This is a genomic window from Burkholderia sp. SJZ089, assembly GCF_007828315.1.
GTDB classification, from domain to species: domain Bacteria; phylum Pseudomonadota; class Gammaproteobacteria; order Burkholderiales; family Burkholderiaceae; genus Burkholderia; species Burkholderia gladioli.
Genome location: NZ_VIUM01000018.1, coordinates 25,181 through 39,757, shown reverse-complemented (window position 1 = coordinate 39,757; position 14,577 = coordinate 25,181). Strand labels below are relative to the sequence as shown.

The window sequence follows — 14,577 nt, the reverse complement described above, 5'->3', positions numbered from 1 at the left end:
TCGTCGCCGGAAAAGGAATGGCCCGCGCGAGCATCGCGCGGGCCGCGAGGCCGGGTAGGGCAAAACTCAGTGCCAGGCCTGCTCGGCGAACTTGCCCTCGTCGAGATCGGCGATCAGCGTCGGCCCGGTCGGCTTCCAGCCGAGCCGCGCCTGCGTCAGCGCGCTGGAGGCCGGCATGTCGAGCTGCACGAACATCGCCATCCAGCCGAAATGCGCGGCCGCCTCGCCCGGCTCGATCGAGACCACCGGCAGCTTCAGCCCGCGCCCGAGCACCTCGGCGATCTCGCGGCTGCGGATGCCTTCCTCGCCCACCGCGTGGTAGCGCGCGCCCGGCTGCGCCTTCTCGATCGCGAGGCGATAGAGCCGCACCGCGTCGGACAGATGGCCGGCCGGCCAGCGGTTGTTGCCTTCGCCGACATAGGCCACCACGCCCTTGTCGCGCGCGATCGCCACCAGCGGCGAGACCAGCCCCTGGCGATACGGGTTGTGAACCTGCGGCAGCCGCATCACCGACACGTTCACGCCGGCCTCGAGCAGCGCATTGCCTGCTTCCTCGGAGCCGATGCGCGGATTCGGATGCCGGGTGTTGAACACGTTCTCGCTGGCCGGCTCGCCGTGCTCGCCGCTGCCCACCCCGGTGCCGGAGGTGATCAGCAGCGGACGGTTCGAGCCCTTCAGCGCCGAGCCGAGCGCCGCGATCGCGCGCTGGTCCTTCTCGCAGTTGGCCACGAAGTTGCTGAAGTCATGGTCGAAGGCCGCGTGGATCACGGCATCGGCCTGGGCGGCGCCGCGGCTCAGGCTGTCGGGATCCTCGAGCGTGCCGTGATGGGCGTCGGCGCCGGCCGCGCGCAGCGCCTGCGCGCCCGCCTCGGAACGGGTCATGCCGAGCACCTGATGGCCGGCCTGAATCAGTTCGGGAACCAGGGCCGAGCCGATGAAACCGGTCGCGCCCGTCAGAAAAATACGCATGGTGAACTCTCCTGGGTCGTCACGAGGCGTACTATCCGGTGTCTGCTTATCCCGTTAAAGTAGTGACTTTATCGTAGTAAAACGACTAACAGGCTTGCCATGAGCGTCGATCCCGCCCGCTCCCTGGGCGACTTCCTGCGCAGCCGGCGCACCCGGCTCGACCCCGCGAGCTTCGGTTTCTCGGGCCGCCGGCGCACGCCGGGGTTGCGCCGCGAGGAGGTCGCGCAGCGCGCCAACATCAGCCCGACCTGGTACACCTGGCTCGAACAGGGGCGCGGCGGCGCGCCCTCGGCCGAGGTGCTGGAGCGGATCGCGGGCGCGCTGCTGCTGACCGACGTCGAGCGCGAGCACCTGTTCATGGTCGGACTGGGGCGGCCGCCCGAGGTCCGCTATCGCTCGGTGGCGGGCGTCAGCCCGCGCCTGCAGCGCGTGCTCGACTCGCTGGAGGCGAGCCCCGCCATCGTCAAGACGCCGACCTGGGACGTGGTGGCCTGGAATCGCGCGGCGGCCGTGGTGCTGACCGACTACAGCCTGCTGCCGGTCGGCGGGCGCAACATCCTGCGCTTCCTGTTCGGCAATCCGGCCGTGCGCGCCAAGCAGCACGACTGGGAGGCGGTGGCGCGCTTCGTGGTGGGCGCGTTTCGCGCCGACGTGGCGCGCGCCGGGATCGCCTCCGAGGTGGGCGACCTGGTGGACGAGCTGTGCGGGATCAGCGCCGAGTTCGAGGCGCTGTGGCGCGACAACGAGGTGCTGAGCCACGGCGAGGGCGATGGCGTGAAGCATCTCAAGCATCCGCTGCTCGGCTCGATCGAGCTCGAATATTCGGCCTTCGCGGTGGACGGGCGGCCCGACCTCGGCGTGATCGTCTACACGCCCGTCGATGCCGGCATGGCGGCGCGGATTCGCGCCCTCGCGGCCGAGTATGGCGCCGCCCTGGCCGAGCGGGAAGGCGCGCAGCCGGGGCCGGCCTAAGCGAGCGGGAAGAAGCGGGCAAGCGTCGGCGCCCGCCCGCCGGGCCGGTAGTTCAGGCCCCAGCCGCCCAGACCGTCACGCCGGCCGCGTCGATCGCCATGCGGCAGGTGGCGATGTCGTCCACGAAGGCGCCCTCGACGGCGAGCTCGAAGGCGTGGCCGCCGAGCATCACGCGCGCATGGCGTTCGCCGTCGCGCAATTCCACCGATTCCACTTGTGCCTGGTAGGCGCCTTGCGCGTCGACGCGGATCGACCTCGGCGCGACGCGCCACATCACGGCGTCACCCGGCGCGAGACCCGCATCGATCCTCGCCGCCTCGAGCACCGCGCCTTCGCCGATCGCCACCCGCCCCGGCGCCGCCAGCGTGCCGGCCCCGAGGTTGCGCAGCCCGAGCAGCTCGGCCACGCGCGGATTGGCCGGGCGCGCGAACACCTCGGCCACCGGCCCCGCCTGCAGGGTCTCGCCGTGATCGATGACGAGCAGCTCGTCGGCCAGTTGCGCGGCCTCGTCGGGATCGTGCGTGACGATCACCGTCACCGCGCCGATCTCGCGCTGCAAGGCGCGCAGCGAGCGCCGCAACTGCCGGCGGCGCGGCGTGTCGAGCGCCGAGAACGGCTCGTCGAACAGCAGCAGATGGCTGTGCCGCGTCAGCGCCCGGGCCAGCGCGACGCGCTGGCGCTGGCCGAGCGAGAGCTGCCGCGGCAGGCGCCGCGTCAGCGCGCCCAGCCCCAGGTGCTCGACCCAGTAGCGCGCCGCCACCGGATCGGCATCGACCGGAAAGGCGAGCTGGCGCGCCACCGTCAGGTGCGGGAACAGCCCGTAATCCTGCGGCATGTAGCCGATCTGGCGATGCTCGGGCGGCAGCGCGCCGAGCTCGGTCGCGCCCAGCGTCACGCTGCCCTCGTCGTTGTGCTCGAGCCCGGCGATCAGCCGCAGCGCGAGCGACTTGCCCGAGCCGGAAGGCCCGACGATCGCCAGCCGCCGCGAGGCCGGCGCCCAGTCGACGGCGAGCCGGAACGCGCCGAGCCGCTTGCGCAGCCGGATCGCGAGCCGCGCCCCGGTCGCGTCGGCCAGGGCTTCGGCGTCGAGCGGCGCGGCGGTGCGCGCCAGCGGCGGCTCGTCGCCGTTCTCGGTCGCGCCCGCTTCGTCGCCATCGCGCGCGCCGAGCCGCAGCACCGACAGCATCGCGCAGCCCACCGCGATCGCCAGCGTCGGCAGCAGCAGCGGCATCATCGCCGGCAGCCCCTGGCCGCCGAACACCACGTAGGTATAGACCGGCAGCGAGTACGGGTGATAGGCCACCATCACGGTCGCGCCGAACTCGCCGAAGGCGCGCAGCCAGGCCAGCACCAGCCCGGCGCGGATCGACGGCCAGGCGGCCGGCAGCGCGACGCGGAAGAAGCGGCTGCCGGCGCGATGGCCGAGCGTGGCGGCGACATCCTCGAACACCGGGTCGAGCGCGGCGAAGGCCGAGCGCGCGGCGACGATCAGGAAGGGCGCGGCCACGAAGGTTTCCGCCAGCACGATGCCGGCGAAGGAATCGGTCAGCGCGCCGCCGCTCCACTGGCCGAGCGGGCTGTAGGGGCCCAGCAGGAACAGCAGCAGCACGCCGCTGGTGAGCGGCGGCAGCGCCAGCGGCAATTGCACGATGAAACCGATCGGCGTGGTGGCGCGCGAGCCGGAGCGCGCCAGCCAGTAGCCGAGCGGCACCCCGCAAACCAGGGTGAGCAGGGCGGCCAGCGTGGCGCTGCCGGCCGACACGCCGACCGCCGACCAGGTGGCGCCCCAGTCGACGCCGGCCCAGTCGGCCTGGCCGATCTGGGGGATGGCGGCGAGGAAGGGCGCGCAGAGATAGACCGCCAGCAGCAGCGAGAGCAGCCGCAGCGGTCCGGCGACGCGTCGCGTCATGGCTGGGCGGCGTCGATCACGGCCTGCAGCGAGGGCGGCAGGGCCTGCGCGTTGCCGCTCACCTTGGGCGTGACCACGTCGACGCCGTGCTGCTTGAGCAGGGCGCGGCCCTGGGCGCTCAGCAGGAAGTTGGCGAAGCGCGCGGCGCCGGCCTGGTTGGGCGCGTCGGACAGGATCGTCAGCGTGTAGCTGGCCTTGGCCTGCAGCTCGGGCGCGGGCGCCACGGCCGGGATCTTCAGGTCCGAGGTCTCGGTCGAGTAGAAGAAGCCCGCGTCGAGCTGGCCCGATTGCAGGCGGCCCACCAGGGTTTCCTCGGGCAGCACCTGTTCCGGGTTCTCCGCCGTGCCGAGCGTCTTCTCGACCAGGTCCGGCTGGTGGTAGAAGCTCGCCGCCTTGCTCATCATCTCCACCGTGAAGGCGCCCTTCGGATCGAGCTTCGGATCGGTGCGGCCGATGCGGATGCCCGGCTCCTGCAGCACCTGGTCCCAGCGCTTGGTCTTGAAGTCCTTGGCGAAGCGGCTCCTGGCGTTATAGCCGATCAGCAGCGGCGACTCGGCGAAGTTGACGTACCAGGCCACGTGGCCGCCGTTCTCCTCGCCCATCAGGCCGGTGTTGACCTTCGGGCTCGCGCTGATGAACACGTCGCCGCGCCGCAGCTTGCCCTTGATCTCGTTGGCGATCTTGTTCGAGCCGGCCGCGTAGCCGTGGAAACGCAGCCCGGTCTCCTTCTCGAAGGCGGGGCCCACGCTGCGCTCCATCAGGTTGACCAGGGAACCCGCGTACAGCACGTTCACGGTGTCGTTGTCGGCGGCCTGCGCGTTGGCGGCAAAGGCACTCGCGACGACGGCGCCGCACACCAGCAGCTTGCGAAACATGGATTCACTCCGTGGCGTTATAAAGGTCCGTATATTACGGTGGGACGGCGCGATTTGGGGGGGAACGACGGAATCGCGGCGGTGATTCGTTGCGTTTACACTTGCGTCCTCGATGCGCCGGCATCTCGGCCGGCACCAACCTGACAGGAGACCTCCATGCGCACGAGTGCCCGTAACCATTTCGTCGGACAGATCGTCGACGTGAAGCCCGGCGCGGTCAACGACGAGGTCACGCTGCGTGCCGCCGACGGCCTCGAGATCGTCGCGATCGTCACCCACGGCAGCGCCGAGTCGCTGGGGCTGGCCGCGGGCAAGGCCGCATTCGCGCTGGTCAAGGCCTCGTCGGTGCTGGTGATGGTGGACGTCGACGCGGGGCGCGTCTCGGCGCGCAACTGCGTGGCGGGCACGGTGGCTTCGCTGACCAAGGGCGCGGTCAATGCCGAGGTCGCGATCGCGGCGCCGGGCGGCGCGCAGGTGGTGGCGATCGTCACCAACGACAGCGTCGATCGCCTGGGCCTGGCGCCCGGCAAGCCGGCCAGCGCGATCTTCAAGGCCTCCAGCGTGATCATCGGCGTGGACGCCTGAGCGGAGCCGACCGATGAGCACCGAAGCGCCGCCGCTCCTGGCCGGCCATCCCGGCCCCGGCATCCTGAGGATCGAGGGCGACGTGCTGCGGCCGATGTCGCTGTCGCTGGCCGAGCTCGCCGCCTTGCCGGCCACGCGCTGCGAGCCCTTCGCGCTGCGCTGCTTCACCAGCGGCCGGTACATCCGCGACGTCGAGCCGTATCGCGGCGTGCGCCTGAGCGAGCTGTTCACGCTGGCCGGGCTGCACGATCCGGCCAGCGGCGATTTCAAGCGCACCGTGTTCCTGGCGATCGGCCACGACGGCTACGTGGTCACCTTCTCGTGGCACGAGCTGTTCAATACCGCGATCGGCGAGCAGGCGATCGTCGCCTACGAATGCGGCGGCCGCGCCTTGGGCGAGGCGGGCGCGCCGCTGCTGTTCTCCGGCGCCGACATCTCGCCGGCGCCGCGGCACGTAAAGCGGCTCGCGTCGCTGGTGGCGCGCGTGATCGCGCCGTGAGCGCCCCGGGGGAATTTGTCGATGCCGGGATTTTTTCCTCGAAAAATGACTCGATGTCCTTATCCGGATGAAGATGGGATGGCCCATCGGGAGAAACGAGTCATGAGGAAATTCCGTTCCATGCTGGTGCTGGGCATGCTGGCGGCCGCCGGCGCGCAGGTGTCCTGCCTGGCGGCGCCCGCAATCGGCGCCGACGATCACGCCGCGGCGCAGGGCGCCACGGCCGGCAAGTCCGCGGCGCCGCCGAGATTGACGGTGGGCGTGAGCGATCCGAACACGCGCCTGATCCTGCCGTGGTTCCTCGCCGACACGATCGATGCCGTCAATTCGCGCAGTTCGCTGAACGAGACGCTGCACAAGTTCAAGCGGGATCTGTAGCCCTGCCTCGCGCGGCCCTGGACGGGGCCGCTCGACCCGATCGCATCCGCGCCGGACACCGCCGGCCCGGATGCGATTTTTCATTGGGCGGGCGATTTCTCTCGCGACTGTCCTCGCGATTGCCCGCGATCTCGCCGGCAGGAGCCCGTCGGGCCCCGCGCCGGCTCCCTCCCTTTACGGCAAGGCTGCCGCGCTCACGCCCTCGGGCAGGCTGGCGCCGTCACGCACGAACAGCGGCAGCGTGTCGACGTCCGGCACCCCGGGGCAGGCGTGCTCCCGGGCCATTTTCATGTGGCGGCTTCCTTTCTCGGCTCCGCGTCAGGCGGGGCCGTCGCGCGGCGAATCGGCGGCTCGCGAGGCGGCTGGCCCATCGTGTATGCTTTCGCGCATGAGCAAACCCGATCTCCCTTCGACCGAGCCCGCACCCGAGGCAGCCGAGTCGTCCTCCTTGCCGCCGGGGCCCCCGCAAGTCAATTTCCGGATGCGGATCCGGCGCGGCGACACGGTCGCGCTCGGCCCCGGCAAGGTCACCCTGCTCGAAGCGGTGCGCGAGCACGGCTCGATTTCGGCGGCCGCGCGCCATCTCGGCATGTCCTATCGCCGCGCCTGGCTGCTGATCGACGAACTGAACCGCTCGCTGCGCGCGCCCGCCACGCATTCCGAGCAGGGCGGCGCGAGCGGCGGCGGCTGCACGCTGACCCCGGTCGGCGAGAAGATCATCGCGCTCTATCGCGAGATCGAGGAAGAGGCGAAGCGGCATTGCGACAGCCAGATCGCCGAGCTGACGGACTTGATGCAATCCTGAGGCGGTTTTGAGTCGGCCCCGATGCCGTCTCGATGCGGGCGCCGGGGCGGCGCCCGTGGGTGGTTCGGCGTTCAGCCGTGCCGCGTCGCGATGGCCGCCGCCGCGCGTTCGGCCGAGCGCGCCAGCCCCGCGATGGCATCCACCACCTCGGCCAGGTTGGCCGCCTTGATCCTCCTCAGCGGCACCCCCTGCTTCGCGCAGGCCGCCGCGATGCCGGCCAGCGCCTCGCAGGCCACGGCATCGGTCGCCACCACCACCAGGTCGGCTTCGGCGACTCGCGACATCCAGCTTCCCGCGCTCGTGTCGGCGCCGTCGTGCACGGCGACCGAGCCGCCCGCCGCGTCGACCAATCGCGCGAGCGCCGCATTCGATCCCTCCCGTCCGCCGACATGGACGATCCGCCGGCCGCGCATCGCGCGCAGCGACGGCCGCGCCAGGTCGACGCCGCCCGGCACGGCCGCGAAGGCCTGCTCGAGCAAGGCGGCCTCGCGCTTGGCCGCGTTCAGCACATGCAGGGCGTCGTCGAGCTGTTCGCGCAGCATCCGCACCCGCGCCTGCTCCACCTCGAGCGCCTGTTCGGCCGCCGCCGCGCGGCCGGCCAGCAGCACCGCGTTGGCGTCGCGTTCGGCCAGCGCGCGCCGCAGCCGAGCAAGCTCGGCCTGCGCGGCTGCGGCGCCGTCGCCCGCCTCAGAGCAGCGATCCGGCGACGGCGACATCCGGCTCGACCGCGACGGCGGCATGGCGGGTGGGGGCTCGACGCGCCGCGCGGCGCGGCGCGGCGGGAGCTTCGGGGGAGTGTCCATCGGCAGCCTCCTTCGAGGGGCGCGCGGCGGCCAGCGTGTCGCGCGTCCGGCTTTCGAGCACATGCTCGACGCACAGGCCGATCAGCTCGGCGTCGAGGCGTTCCAGCGAGAGCGCCGCCTCGCGCAGCGCGGCGGGGCCGGCCGAGGGCGGCGGCGCGAAGATCACGTCGCGAAAGGTTTCGGCGCGCGTGACGCGCTCGACCAGCCCGCGCAGCTCGGCGAGCCGGCGAAAGCGCGCGCGCTCGGCGCTCGGCACCAGGGCGGCGAGCAGCACGTCGAAGCGCGGCGAATCGACCGCGGCATGCCCCGCATGCGCGGTCGCGGCGGGGTAGGCCGCCGGCGGCCGGGCATCGGCGAACAGCGCGACGAAGCGCACCAGGCTGCCGCGCAGCCGCGCGAACGCGTCCACCACGTCGACGATCAGCGCCGCGCGTTCGGCATCGTCGCGGCGCCGCACCGGCACGATTCGCGCCGACAGTTCGCCATGCCGGAGCTCATCGTCCGTCCATTGTGTTGACATGCTCATGCACCTGTCGCGCCACGCGCGGCCGCGGGCCCGAACAGCGGGCCACCGCGCCGCCGGCACGATCCTGTAGATCGGGGTTGCGAGATGTTGCGTAATATACAACTAAATATAGCGATGCCGATATGTACGGCATCCCGGGATCGGCGCGACAGCCGTGCCGGCCCTCAGGCGATGGATGCCGGAGATCCGGATCGCGCATCCGACGCGGCCGTTCGGCGCGTTTTACGAGGATCTGCTGACCTCGGGCGGCTGCGGCGGCGAATTCCGGCGTGAAGGGGAATGTGACGCCGCATTCGCATTGCTCCGGCCCGCTGCCATCCACCCGTCAGCCGCGCGCCAGCCCCTGCTTGCTACACTGCCCGGCATCCCCGCCCGTTCCCGGTGAATCGCGATGAAGCCGACCCTGCTGGTCCTGATTCCGCTGCGCGACGACGCGCGCGCCGCCATCGCCGCGCAGTTCGACCTGATCCATGCCCCCGACGAGGCCTCGCGCGCGCAGGCCGTGGCCGAGCACGGCGCCAAGGTCGAGGCGGTGCTGACCAACGGCAGCACCGGCCTCACCGAGGACGAGCTCGCGCGCCTGCCCGGGCTCGTCTTCCTCAATGCGCTCGGTGCCGGCTACGAGAACCTGCCGGTGGCGGCGGCACGCCGGCGCGGCATCGCGATCGCGCATGGCGTGGGCGCCAACGACGATTGCGTGGCCGATCACGCCTTCGCCCTGCTGCTGGCGACGGTGCGCGGCGTGGTCCGGCTCGATGCCGCGTGCCGGGCCGGCGTCTGGCGCGACGCGCTGCCGATGCAGCCGAATTTCTCGGGCAAGCGGATCGGCATCGTCGGACTGGGCCGGATCGGCGCCAAGATCGCGCGCCGCGCGGTCGCCTTCGATCTGGAGATCGGTTATCACAACCGCCGGCCGCGCGAGGGCGCCCAATTCCGCTACTTCCCGGCCGTGGTCGAGCTGGCGCGCTGGACCGACTATCTGGTGGTCGCCACGCCCGGCGGCGCCGACACGCGGCACCTGATCGACGCGGCGGTGCTGGCGGCGCTCGGCGCACGCGGCTTCCTCGTCAATGTCTCGCGCGGCAGCGTGGTCGACACGGCCGCGCTGGCCGCCGCGCTGCGCGACGGCCGGATCGCCGGTGCCGGCCTGGACGTCTATGAAGGCGAGCCCGAGCCGCCCGCCGAACTGGTCGCGCTCGATTCGGTGGTGCTGACGCCGCACGTGGCCGGCACCTCGCCGGAGGCGCGCGATCGCACCATCGAGCTGTTCCTCGAGAACGCCGCGCGCCACTTCGCCGGGCAGCCGCTGCTCACGCCGCTGCAAGCCTGAGCCGGCCCAGGCGAGGTGACGAAGGGCGGCTTCATGCGAAGCGAAAGGCCGGGCGCGCGAATGGCGTGTTTCCCGGTTTCCGCGCAAAACCCCCTCGAAAAGCCCGATTTCCTGCGGAAAACCGTATCGAAATGCATGACGCGAAGCGGCGTATCGAAATGCGAAGCGCCTGCGAACAGCCGCTTCGCGAGCCTCGATCCGCGACACTTCCTGGCATCGCGCCGCCCGCTTTCTCCGTGCCAACCCTTGCGGATTGCTTCTTACTGCTTGCTTTTGCGCTTTCGCCAACGCCGAAAACGATGCAATTTCGCAACTGATTCGACAGCGAATCGACACGTCTCTTTGGCCTGACGAGTCGAAGCAGTACACTCGCGCCGCGGTCATCCCGACATCCACCGCGCCGATACCGGCCAACGCGGCGACACGTTCGCGCAACCGGTTCGGGCGCTGCCGGCACAACCGGCCATCGCTTCGATAGCACTCCATTCACACCGCACCCGATTCGGTGCTGCCTCGCTCGCCGTGCTCTCGTGCGGCCCGGCAGCGCCGTTCGCAGGAGACGACCTTGCTCAAGAAAATGACCGCCGCCGCGGCAATCGCCGCTTTCGCTTGCCTCGCGCACGCCCAGAGCAGCGTGACGCTTTACGGCCTGATCGACACCGGCATCAGCTACGTCAACCACAGCGCGGTGGGCACCACCGGCTCGGCCAAGCGCTTCAAGTACGACGACGGCGTGGCGCAGGGCACGCGCTGGGGCCTGCGCGGCTCGGAAGACCTCGGCTCCGGCCTGAAGGCGATCTTCCTGCTCGAGAACGGCTTCAACACCGGCACCGGCGCGATCAACCAGGGCGGCGCGATGTTCGGCCGCCAGGCCTATGTGGGCCTGTCGAAGAACGGCATCGGCTCGCTGACCTTCGGTCGCCAGTACACGTTCTCCACCGACGTGCTCGGCAACCAGTATTCGGCCGGCACCAACACCGTCGCGGGCAACTACGCGTACCACATCAACGACTTCGACCAACTGGTGAACAGCCGCATCAACAACGCGGTCAAGTTCTCGTCGGCGAACTTCTCGGGCGTCACCTTCGGTGCCCTGTACGGCTTCTCGAACCAGGCCGGCGCGTTCAGCGGCTCGGCGCCGGTGAACGGCTCGACCGGTTCCTCGCGTGCCTACAGCTTCGGCCTGAACTACGCGGTGGGCGCCTTCTCGATCGGCGCGGCCTACACCGACATCAGCTACCCGAGCGCCGAAGTCCCGGCCTTCCCGACCTCGATCGCCAACGTGGCGGCGGGCGGCACCGGCGGCGGCAAGGACCTGCGCACCTTCGGCGTCGGCACGCGCTACCAGCTCGCCAACGCGGCCCTGTTCGCGCTGTACACGAACACCCGCATCGAGGCGCTGAACGGCGCGACCACGGCGCTCGACGCGGTGGACGTGGGCGGCCGCTACAACTTCACGCCGGCTCTCGCGGGCGGCCTGGCCTATACCTACACGCGCATGCACGACGCGTTCGGCGGCCACTGGAACCAGGTCGACGCGAGCCTCGACTACGCGCTCTCCAAGCGCACCGACGTCTACCTGCTGGCGATCTACCAGAAGGCTTCGGGCCGCAACGGCGCGCAGGACGTGCAGGCGCAGATCGGCTCGAGCACGGCCTTCTTCGGCCCGTCGGGCAACGGCACCAGCAACCAGGTGGCCGCGCGCGTGGGTATCCGCCACAAGTTCTGATGTCCTGATCGATATCGCTTCGGAGGAGCCGCTCGCGGCCTGTCCGGAACGAGACAGCGCCGGTCCCGCGCAAGCGGGCCGGCGCTTTTTCATTGGCGTGGCGATATCGGCGCGGCTGGGCTTCGACGGGCGCCACCACGTCCGCCTGCGCAAGCTCGGGCGGGTTTGCCGCCTCGGCCTCGGCCTGGCCCTGGCCCGGCTCGACGCGCGGCCCCAGTTCGCCTTCCCACTTCGCCAGCACGGCGGTGGCGATGCTGTTGCCGAGCACGTTGGTGGCGGTGCGCCCCATGTCGAAGAACTGGTCAATGCCCATCACCAGCAGCAAGCCTGCCTTGGGCAGGTGGAACATCGGCAGGATCGCCACGACCACCACCACCAGCGCCGCGCGCGTCACGCCGGCTTGCGCCAGGCAGCCGTCGAGATTGGCAAGCACCTGGCGGACCTGTTCCGCGAAGGGGCGCGCGGCGAGCGGCTCGCCAGCGCCGACACGGGCAACTGGCCCGAGACGTGGGCCAGGCCGGCGGCCACGCAGACATGCGAGTAATGGCCGGCGGGCGGCGCGATGCGCGCGCAATTGGCGGTGAGGATCGGCGGGGCCGTATCGAGTTCGGACATGTTGGGGACTCCGGAGGAATGGACGGGCAGCGGCGAACGGATTCGCGAGGTGGACGAAATATACAATACTAGAAAAAATGTACAATGGCGGGAATGACCGATTGCCGGTCGGCAACGGGCGCGCCAGGATGGCGTGCCCCCGCGCGAACGAAACATGGATGAGGAAGGAGCCCGACGATGAGAAACCAGGCCGAATTGCTGCTGCTCGACAAGAACGTGGTGGAGCGCCTGCTGACGCCCGATGACGTGCTGGCCGCCGTCGAGACCGCCTTCGACCTGCACCGGCGCGGCGCCGGGCGCGTGTTCCCGGTGATCCGCGAGCCGCTGGCCGGCGGCGGCGTGTTCGGCATCAAGGCCGGCGACGTGCCCGACGAGGCGCTGCTCGGCTTCAAGGCGGCCGGCTTCTGGCCCGCCAATCGCGGCCTGGGCGGCGAGCCGCACCAGGCCACCGTGATGCTGGTCGATCCGGCCACCGGGCGGCCGCGCTGCGTGATCGACGGCAATGCGATCACCACCATGCGCACCGGCGCGGCGGGCGCGCTAGGCCTGCGCGCGCTGGCGCGGCCCGACAGCCGCCGGCTGTGCGTGTTCGGCACCGGCGTGCAGGCGGGCGTGCAGCTGGATTTCGCGCTGCGGCTGCTGCCTTCGATCGATTCGGTGGTCTATCTGACGGCCGCGCGCGAGCCCGATCCGGCCTTCGAGGCGCGCTTCGGCGCGCGCTGCGCGATCTCGGCGGCGCGCGATGCCGATGCGGCCGTGGCCGGCAGCGATATCGTGATCACGGCCACGCCGGGCGGCGGCGCGCTGTTCGGGCTGGAGGCGGTGCGGCCCGGCACGCACCTGAACGCGGTCGGCGCCGATACCAAGGGCAAGCGCGAGCTGCCGGCGGGCTTGCTCGACCGCGCGCGGCTGGTGGTCGACGATCGCGCGCAGGCGCGCCAGATCGGCGAAGCGCAGTGGGCGCCCGAGCGCGAGTGCGCCGAACTCGGTGAACTGCTGGCCGCGCCCGGGGCCTTCCCGCGCGGCGCCGACCAGATCACCGTATTCGACATGACGGGCCTGGCGCTGCAGGACCTGACCGTGGCGCGCATGCTGCTCGAGCGTGCCGAACAGGCGCGGCTCGGCACGCGCGTGGCCTGGCCCTGGTGAGGCGGGAGGTGCTCGGCCGCGCTTACCAGCCGTAGAAGCGCGGCCAGGTCCGCACCGAGCCGTCCGCCGCGATCGCCTGGTACTCGGGATGCTGGGCGCCGGTGGCGCAGGCGTGGTTCGGCAGGATCCGCAGCCGCGTGCCGATCGGCAGGCGCGTGGCGATCTCCCGATCGGGCTCGCCCACGCGCTGCAGGATGCCGTGCTCCTGGTTCGCGCTGCCGAGCAGGTAGCCGTCGAGCACGCTGCCATCCTCGGCGCATACCAGCCCGTAGCCGAAGTCCCGCGTCTGGCGCTGGGTGCCGCGATCGCGGCTCATCGCCATCCAGCCCGCGTCGACGATCGCCCAGCCTTTTTCCTCCTGGTGGCCGATCACGGTGGTCAGCACGCTCAGCGCGATCTCGTCGGTGCCGCACACGCCGACGTTATGCATCACCAGGTCGAACATCACATACACGCCCGCGCGCACCTCGGTCACGCCCTCGAGCCGCTCGGCCGACAGCGCGGTGGGCGTCGAGCCGATGCTGACCACCGGGCAGGGCAGGCCCGCCGCGCGCAGCCGCTCGGCCGCCAGCACCGCGCTGGCGCGTTCCTGCTCGGCGATCCGCACCAGGTCCTCGTGGCGGTGATAGTCGTAGCTCGACCCCGCATGCGCGAGCACGCCGCCGAGCTTCATGCCGCCTTCCACCAGCACGCGGCCCACCTCGATCAGGCGCTCGTCGGCGGGCGCGAGGCCGGAGCGATGGCCGTCCACGTCAATCTCCACCCACACCTCGAAACTCGCGCCCTGCTCGCGGCCGAAGGCGGCGATCGCCTTGGCCGAAACCAGGCTGTCGGCCACCAGCTTCAGGTCGCAGCCGCGCCGGATCAGCGCCAGCGCCTGGGGCAGCTTGCCGGGCACCATGCCGACCGCGTAGACGATGTCGTCGATGCCCTGCGCGAAGAACTGCTCGGCTTCCTTGAGCGTCGAGACCGTGATGCCGCGCGCGCCGGCCGCGAGCTGGGCGCGCACCACCGGCTCGCACTTGGTGGTCTTCACGTGCGGGCGGAAGCGCACGCCGAGCGCGTCCAGGCGCTGCTGCATGCGCTCGATGTTGCGCTGCATGCGCGGCACGTCGATCAGGGCCGACGGGGTGGGGAGCGTGTCGATTCGCGTCATGGGTTCCTTCGGGGAACGCGGCGCCGGACAAGGCCCGGCCGCGTCGGGTTTCGGTTCGAGCATGATAGGGGCGCCGCGCCCCGCCGGGATTAAGCGCGGCGAAACCGGGCATTCAGCGCGCCTGAATGCCGGCGCGACGTCACCTGTCTTAAGCTGCGGGTTCGATGCGCGGTTCGCGCGCCTTCATCGAATTTGACAAAAAGTATCGATTTGGACAAAATATCTCGAATCCGGTCCAGCCGACCGAGCTCGATTTCCATCGATCCGTCCCAGTGAG

At 71.0% G+C, this 14,577-nt stretch carries 14 protein-coding genes and 1 pseudogene; 8 read left to right on the top strand and 7 right to left on the bottom strand.

The features are described from left to right. Window positions 1-66: 66 nt before the first annotated feature. Entirely contained in the window at window positions 67-969 is a 903-nt protein-coding gene (locus FB600_RS28290; protein WP_145757743.1) for an SDR family oxidoreductase, read from the bottom strand. A gap of 99 nt (window positions 970-1,068) precedes the next feature. Between FB600_RS28290 and FB600_RS28285 the strand changes: the two genes are divergently transcribed. After that, window positions 1,069-1,941 carry a helix-turn-helix transcriptional regulator gene (locus FB600_RS28285; RefSeq protein WP_096752597.1) on the top strand — a complete coding sequence of 291 codons (873 nt, stop codon included), beginning with the start codon at window positions 1,069-1,071 and terminating at the stop codon, window positions 1,939-1,941. Between the two features lie 52 nt (window positions 1,942-1,993). Here the strand turns inward: FB600_RS28285 and FB600_RS28280 are convergent, their stop codons facing one another. Together FB600_RS28280 and FB600_RS28275 are read right to left on the bottom strand one after the other, a co-directional pair. Beyond that, entirely contained in the window at window positions 1,994-3,850 is a 1,857-nt protein-coding gene (locus tag FB600_RS28280; protein WP_098151721.1) for an ATP-binding cassette domain-containing protein, read from the bottom strand. Next, window positions 3,847-4,725: an extracellular solute-binding protein gene (locus FB600_RS28275; protein WP_145757744.1), complete on the bottom strand. Its 879-nt coding sequence runs from the start codon at window positions 4,723-4,725 to the stop codon at window positions 3,847-3,849. Before FB600_RS28275 ends, FB600_RS28280 begins: the two co-directional genes overlap by 4 nt. Window positions 4,726-4,881: 156 nt before the next feature. Here FB600_RS28275 and FB600_RS28270 point away from each other — a divergent pair, with 156 nt between their 5' ends. The 4 genes from FB600_RS28270 to FB600_RS28255 all read left to right on the top strand — a co-directional run bounded on the left by FB600_RS28270 (window position 4,882) and on the right by FB600_RS28255 (window position 6,992). After that, the gene (locus FB600_RS28270) at window positions 4,882-5,310 is read left to right on the top strand and encodes a molybdopterin-binding protein (protein ID WP_013689496.1); all 429 of its coding nucleotides are present in this window, start codon (window positions 4,882-4,884) and stop codon (window positions 5,308-5,310) included. Window positions 5,311-5,323: 13 nt separating this feature from the next. Then, window positions 5,324-5,809, top strand: a complete 486-nt coding sequence (locus tag FB600_RS28265) for a molybdopterin-dependent oxidoreductase (RefSeq protein ID WP_096752600.1) — start codon at window positions 5,324-5,326, stop codon at window positions 5,807-5,809. Window positions 5,810-5,911: 102 nt separating this feature from the next. Continuing rightward, window positions 5,912-6,187 (top strand): hypothetical protein, encoded by a 276-nt coding sequence (locus FB600_RS28260; RefSeq protein ID WP_047837994.1) that lies wholly within the window; start codon window positions 5,912-5,914, stop codon window positions 6,185-6,187. A gap of 376 nt (window positions 6,188-6,563) precedes the next feature. After that, window positions 6,564-6,992, top strand: coding sequence for a winged helix-turn-helix domain-containing protein (locus FB600_RS28255; protein WP_226285041.1), 429 nt, complete (start codon window positions 6,564-6,566; stop codon window positions 6,990-6,992). Between the two features lie 71 nt (window positions 6,993-7,063). On the opposite strand, the gene FB600_RS28250 is transcribed toward FB600_RS28255, so the two are convergent. Together FB600_RS28250 and FB600_RS37335 are read right to left on the bottom strand one after the other, a co-directional pair. Next, a complete protein-coding gene (locus FB600_RS28250; protein WP_164467684.1) occupies window positions 7,064-7,708 on the bottom strand; it encodes a DUF2325 domain-containing protein in 645 nt (214 codons plus the stop codon). Further along, window positions 7,680-8,315, bottom strand: coding sequence for a hypothetical protein (locus tag FB600_RS37335; RefSeq protein WP_164467683.1), 636 nt, complete (start codon window positions 8,313-8,315; stop codon window positions 7,680-7,682). Before FB600_RS37335 ends, FB600_RS28250 begins: the two co-directional genes overlap by 29 nt. Before the next feature lie 397 nt (window positions 8,316-8,712). On the opposite strand from FB600_RS37335, the gene FB600_RS28240 reads away from it, so the two are divergent. Then, window positions 8,713-9,651, top strand: coding sequence for a 2-hydroxyacid dehydrogenase (locus FB600_RS28240; protein ID WP_145757745.1), 939 nt, complete (start codon window positions 8,713-8,715; stop codon window positions 9,649-9,651). A gap of 565 nt (window positions 9,652-10,216) precedes the next feature. Then, complete coding sequence (locus FB600_RS28235) at window positions 10,217-11,380, top strand: porin (protein WP_096752605.1); 1,164 nt, start codon at window positions 10,217-10,219, stop codon at window positions 11,378-11,380. 163 nt (window positions 11,381-11,543) lie between these two features. Here the strand turns inward: FB600_RS28235 and FB600_RS38205 are convergent. After that, window positions 11,544-11,834, bottom strand: a pseudogene (locus FB600_RS38205) (cation:dicarboxylate symporter family transporter); the annotation flags it as partial. A 338-nt stretch (window positions 11,835-12,172) separates the two neighbouring features. On the opposite strand from FB600_RS38205, the gene FB600_RS28220 reads away from it, so the two are divergent. Continuing rightward, window positions 12,173-13,144: an ornithine cyclodeaminase family protein gene (locus FB600_RS28220; RefSeq protein WP_145757746.1), complete on the top strand. Its 972-nt coding sequence runs from the start codon at window positions 12,173-12,175 to the stop codon at window positions 13,142-13,144. A 22-nt stretch (window positions 13,145-13,166) separates the two neighbouring features. Here FB600_RS28220 and FB600_RS28215 read toward each other — a convergent pair whose 3' ends face one another. Beyond that, window positions 13,167-14,300 (bottom strand): DSD1 family PLP-dependent enzyme, encoded by a 1,134-nt coding sequence (locus FB600_RS28215; protein WP_145757747.1) that lies wholly within the window; start codon window positions 14,298-14,300, stop codon window positions 13,167-13,169. Between the last annotated feature and the right edge of the window lie 277 nt (window positions 14,301-14,577).

Coding starts and splice junctions, on each gene's coding strand:
- FB600_RS28215 (WP_145757747.1), bottom strand. CDS start 14,300: ATGACGCGAATCGACACGCTCCCCACCCCGTCGGCCCTGATCGACGTG.
- FB600_RS28275 (WP_145757744.1), bottom strand. CDS start 4,725: ATGTTTCGCAAGCTGCTGGTGTGCGGCGCCGTCGTCGCGAGTGCCTTT.
- FB600_RS28285 (WP_096752597.1), top strand. CDS start 1,069: ATGAGCGTCGATCCCGCCCGCTCCCTGGGCGACTTCCTGCGCAGCCGG.
- FB600_RS37335 (WP_164467683.1), bottom strand. CDS start 8,315: ATGTCAACACAATGGACGGACGATGAGCTCCGGCATGGCGAACTGTCG.
- FB600_RS28255 (WP_226285041.1), top strand. CDS start 6,564: ATGCTTTCGCGCATGAGCAAACCCGATCTCCCTTCGACCGAGCCCGCA.
- FB600_RS28260 (WP_047837994.1), top strand. CDS start 5,912: ATGAGGAAATTCCGTTCCATGCTGGTGCTGGGCATGCTGGCGGCCGCC.
- FB600_RS28220 (WP_145757746.1), top strand. CDS start 12,173: ATGAGAAACCAGGCCGAATTGCTGCTGCTCGACAAGAACGTGGTGGAG.
- FB600_RS28270 (WP_013689496.1), top strand. CDS start 4,882: ATGCGCACGAGTGCCCGTAACCATTTCGTCGGACAGATCGTCGACGTG.
- FB600_RS28240 (WP_145757745.1), top strand. CDS start 8,713: ATGAAGCCGACCCTGCTGGTCCTGATTCCGCTGCGCGACGACGCGCGC.
- FB600_RS28265 (WP_096752600.1), top strand. CDS start 5,324: ATGAGCACCGAAGCGCCGCCGCTCCTGGCCGGCCATCCCGGCCCCGGC.
- FB600_RS28280 (WP_098151721.1), bottom strand. CDS start 3,850: ATGACGCGACGCGTCGCCGGACCGCTGCGGCTGCTCTCGCTGCTGCTG.
- FB600_RS28290 (WP_145757743.1), bottom strand. CDS start 969: ATGCGTATTTTTCTGACGGGCGCGACCGGTTTCATCGGCTCGGCCCTG.
- FB600_RS28250 (WP_164467684.1), bottom strand. CDS start 7,708: ATGTCGCCGTCGCCGGATCGCTGCTCTGAGGCGGGCGACGGCGCCGCA.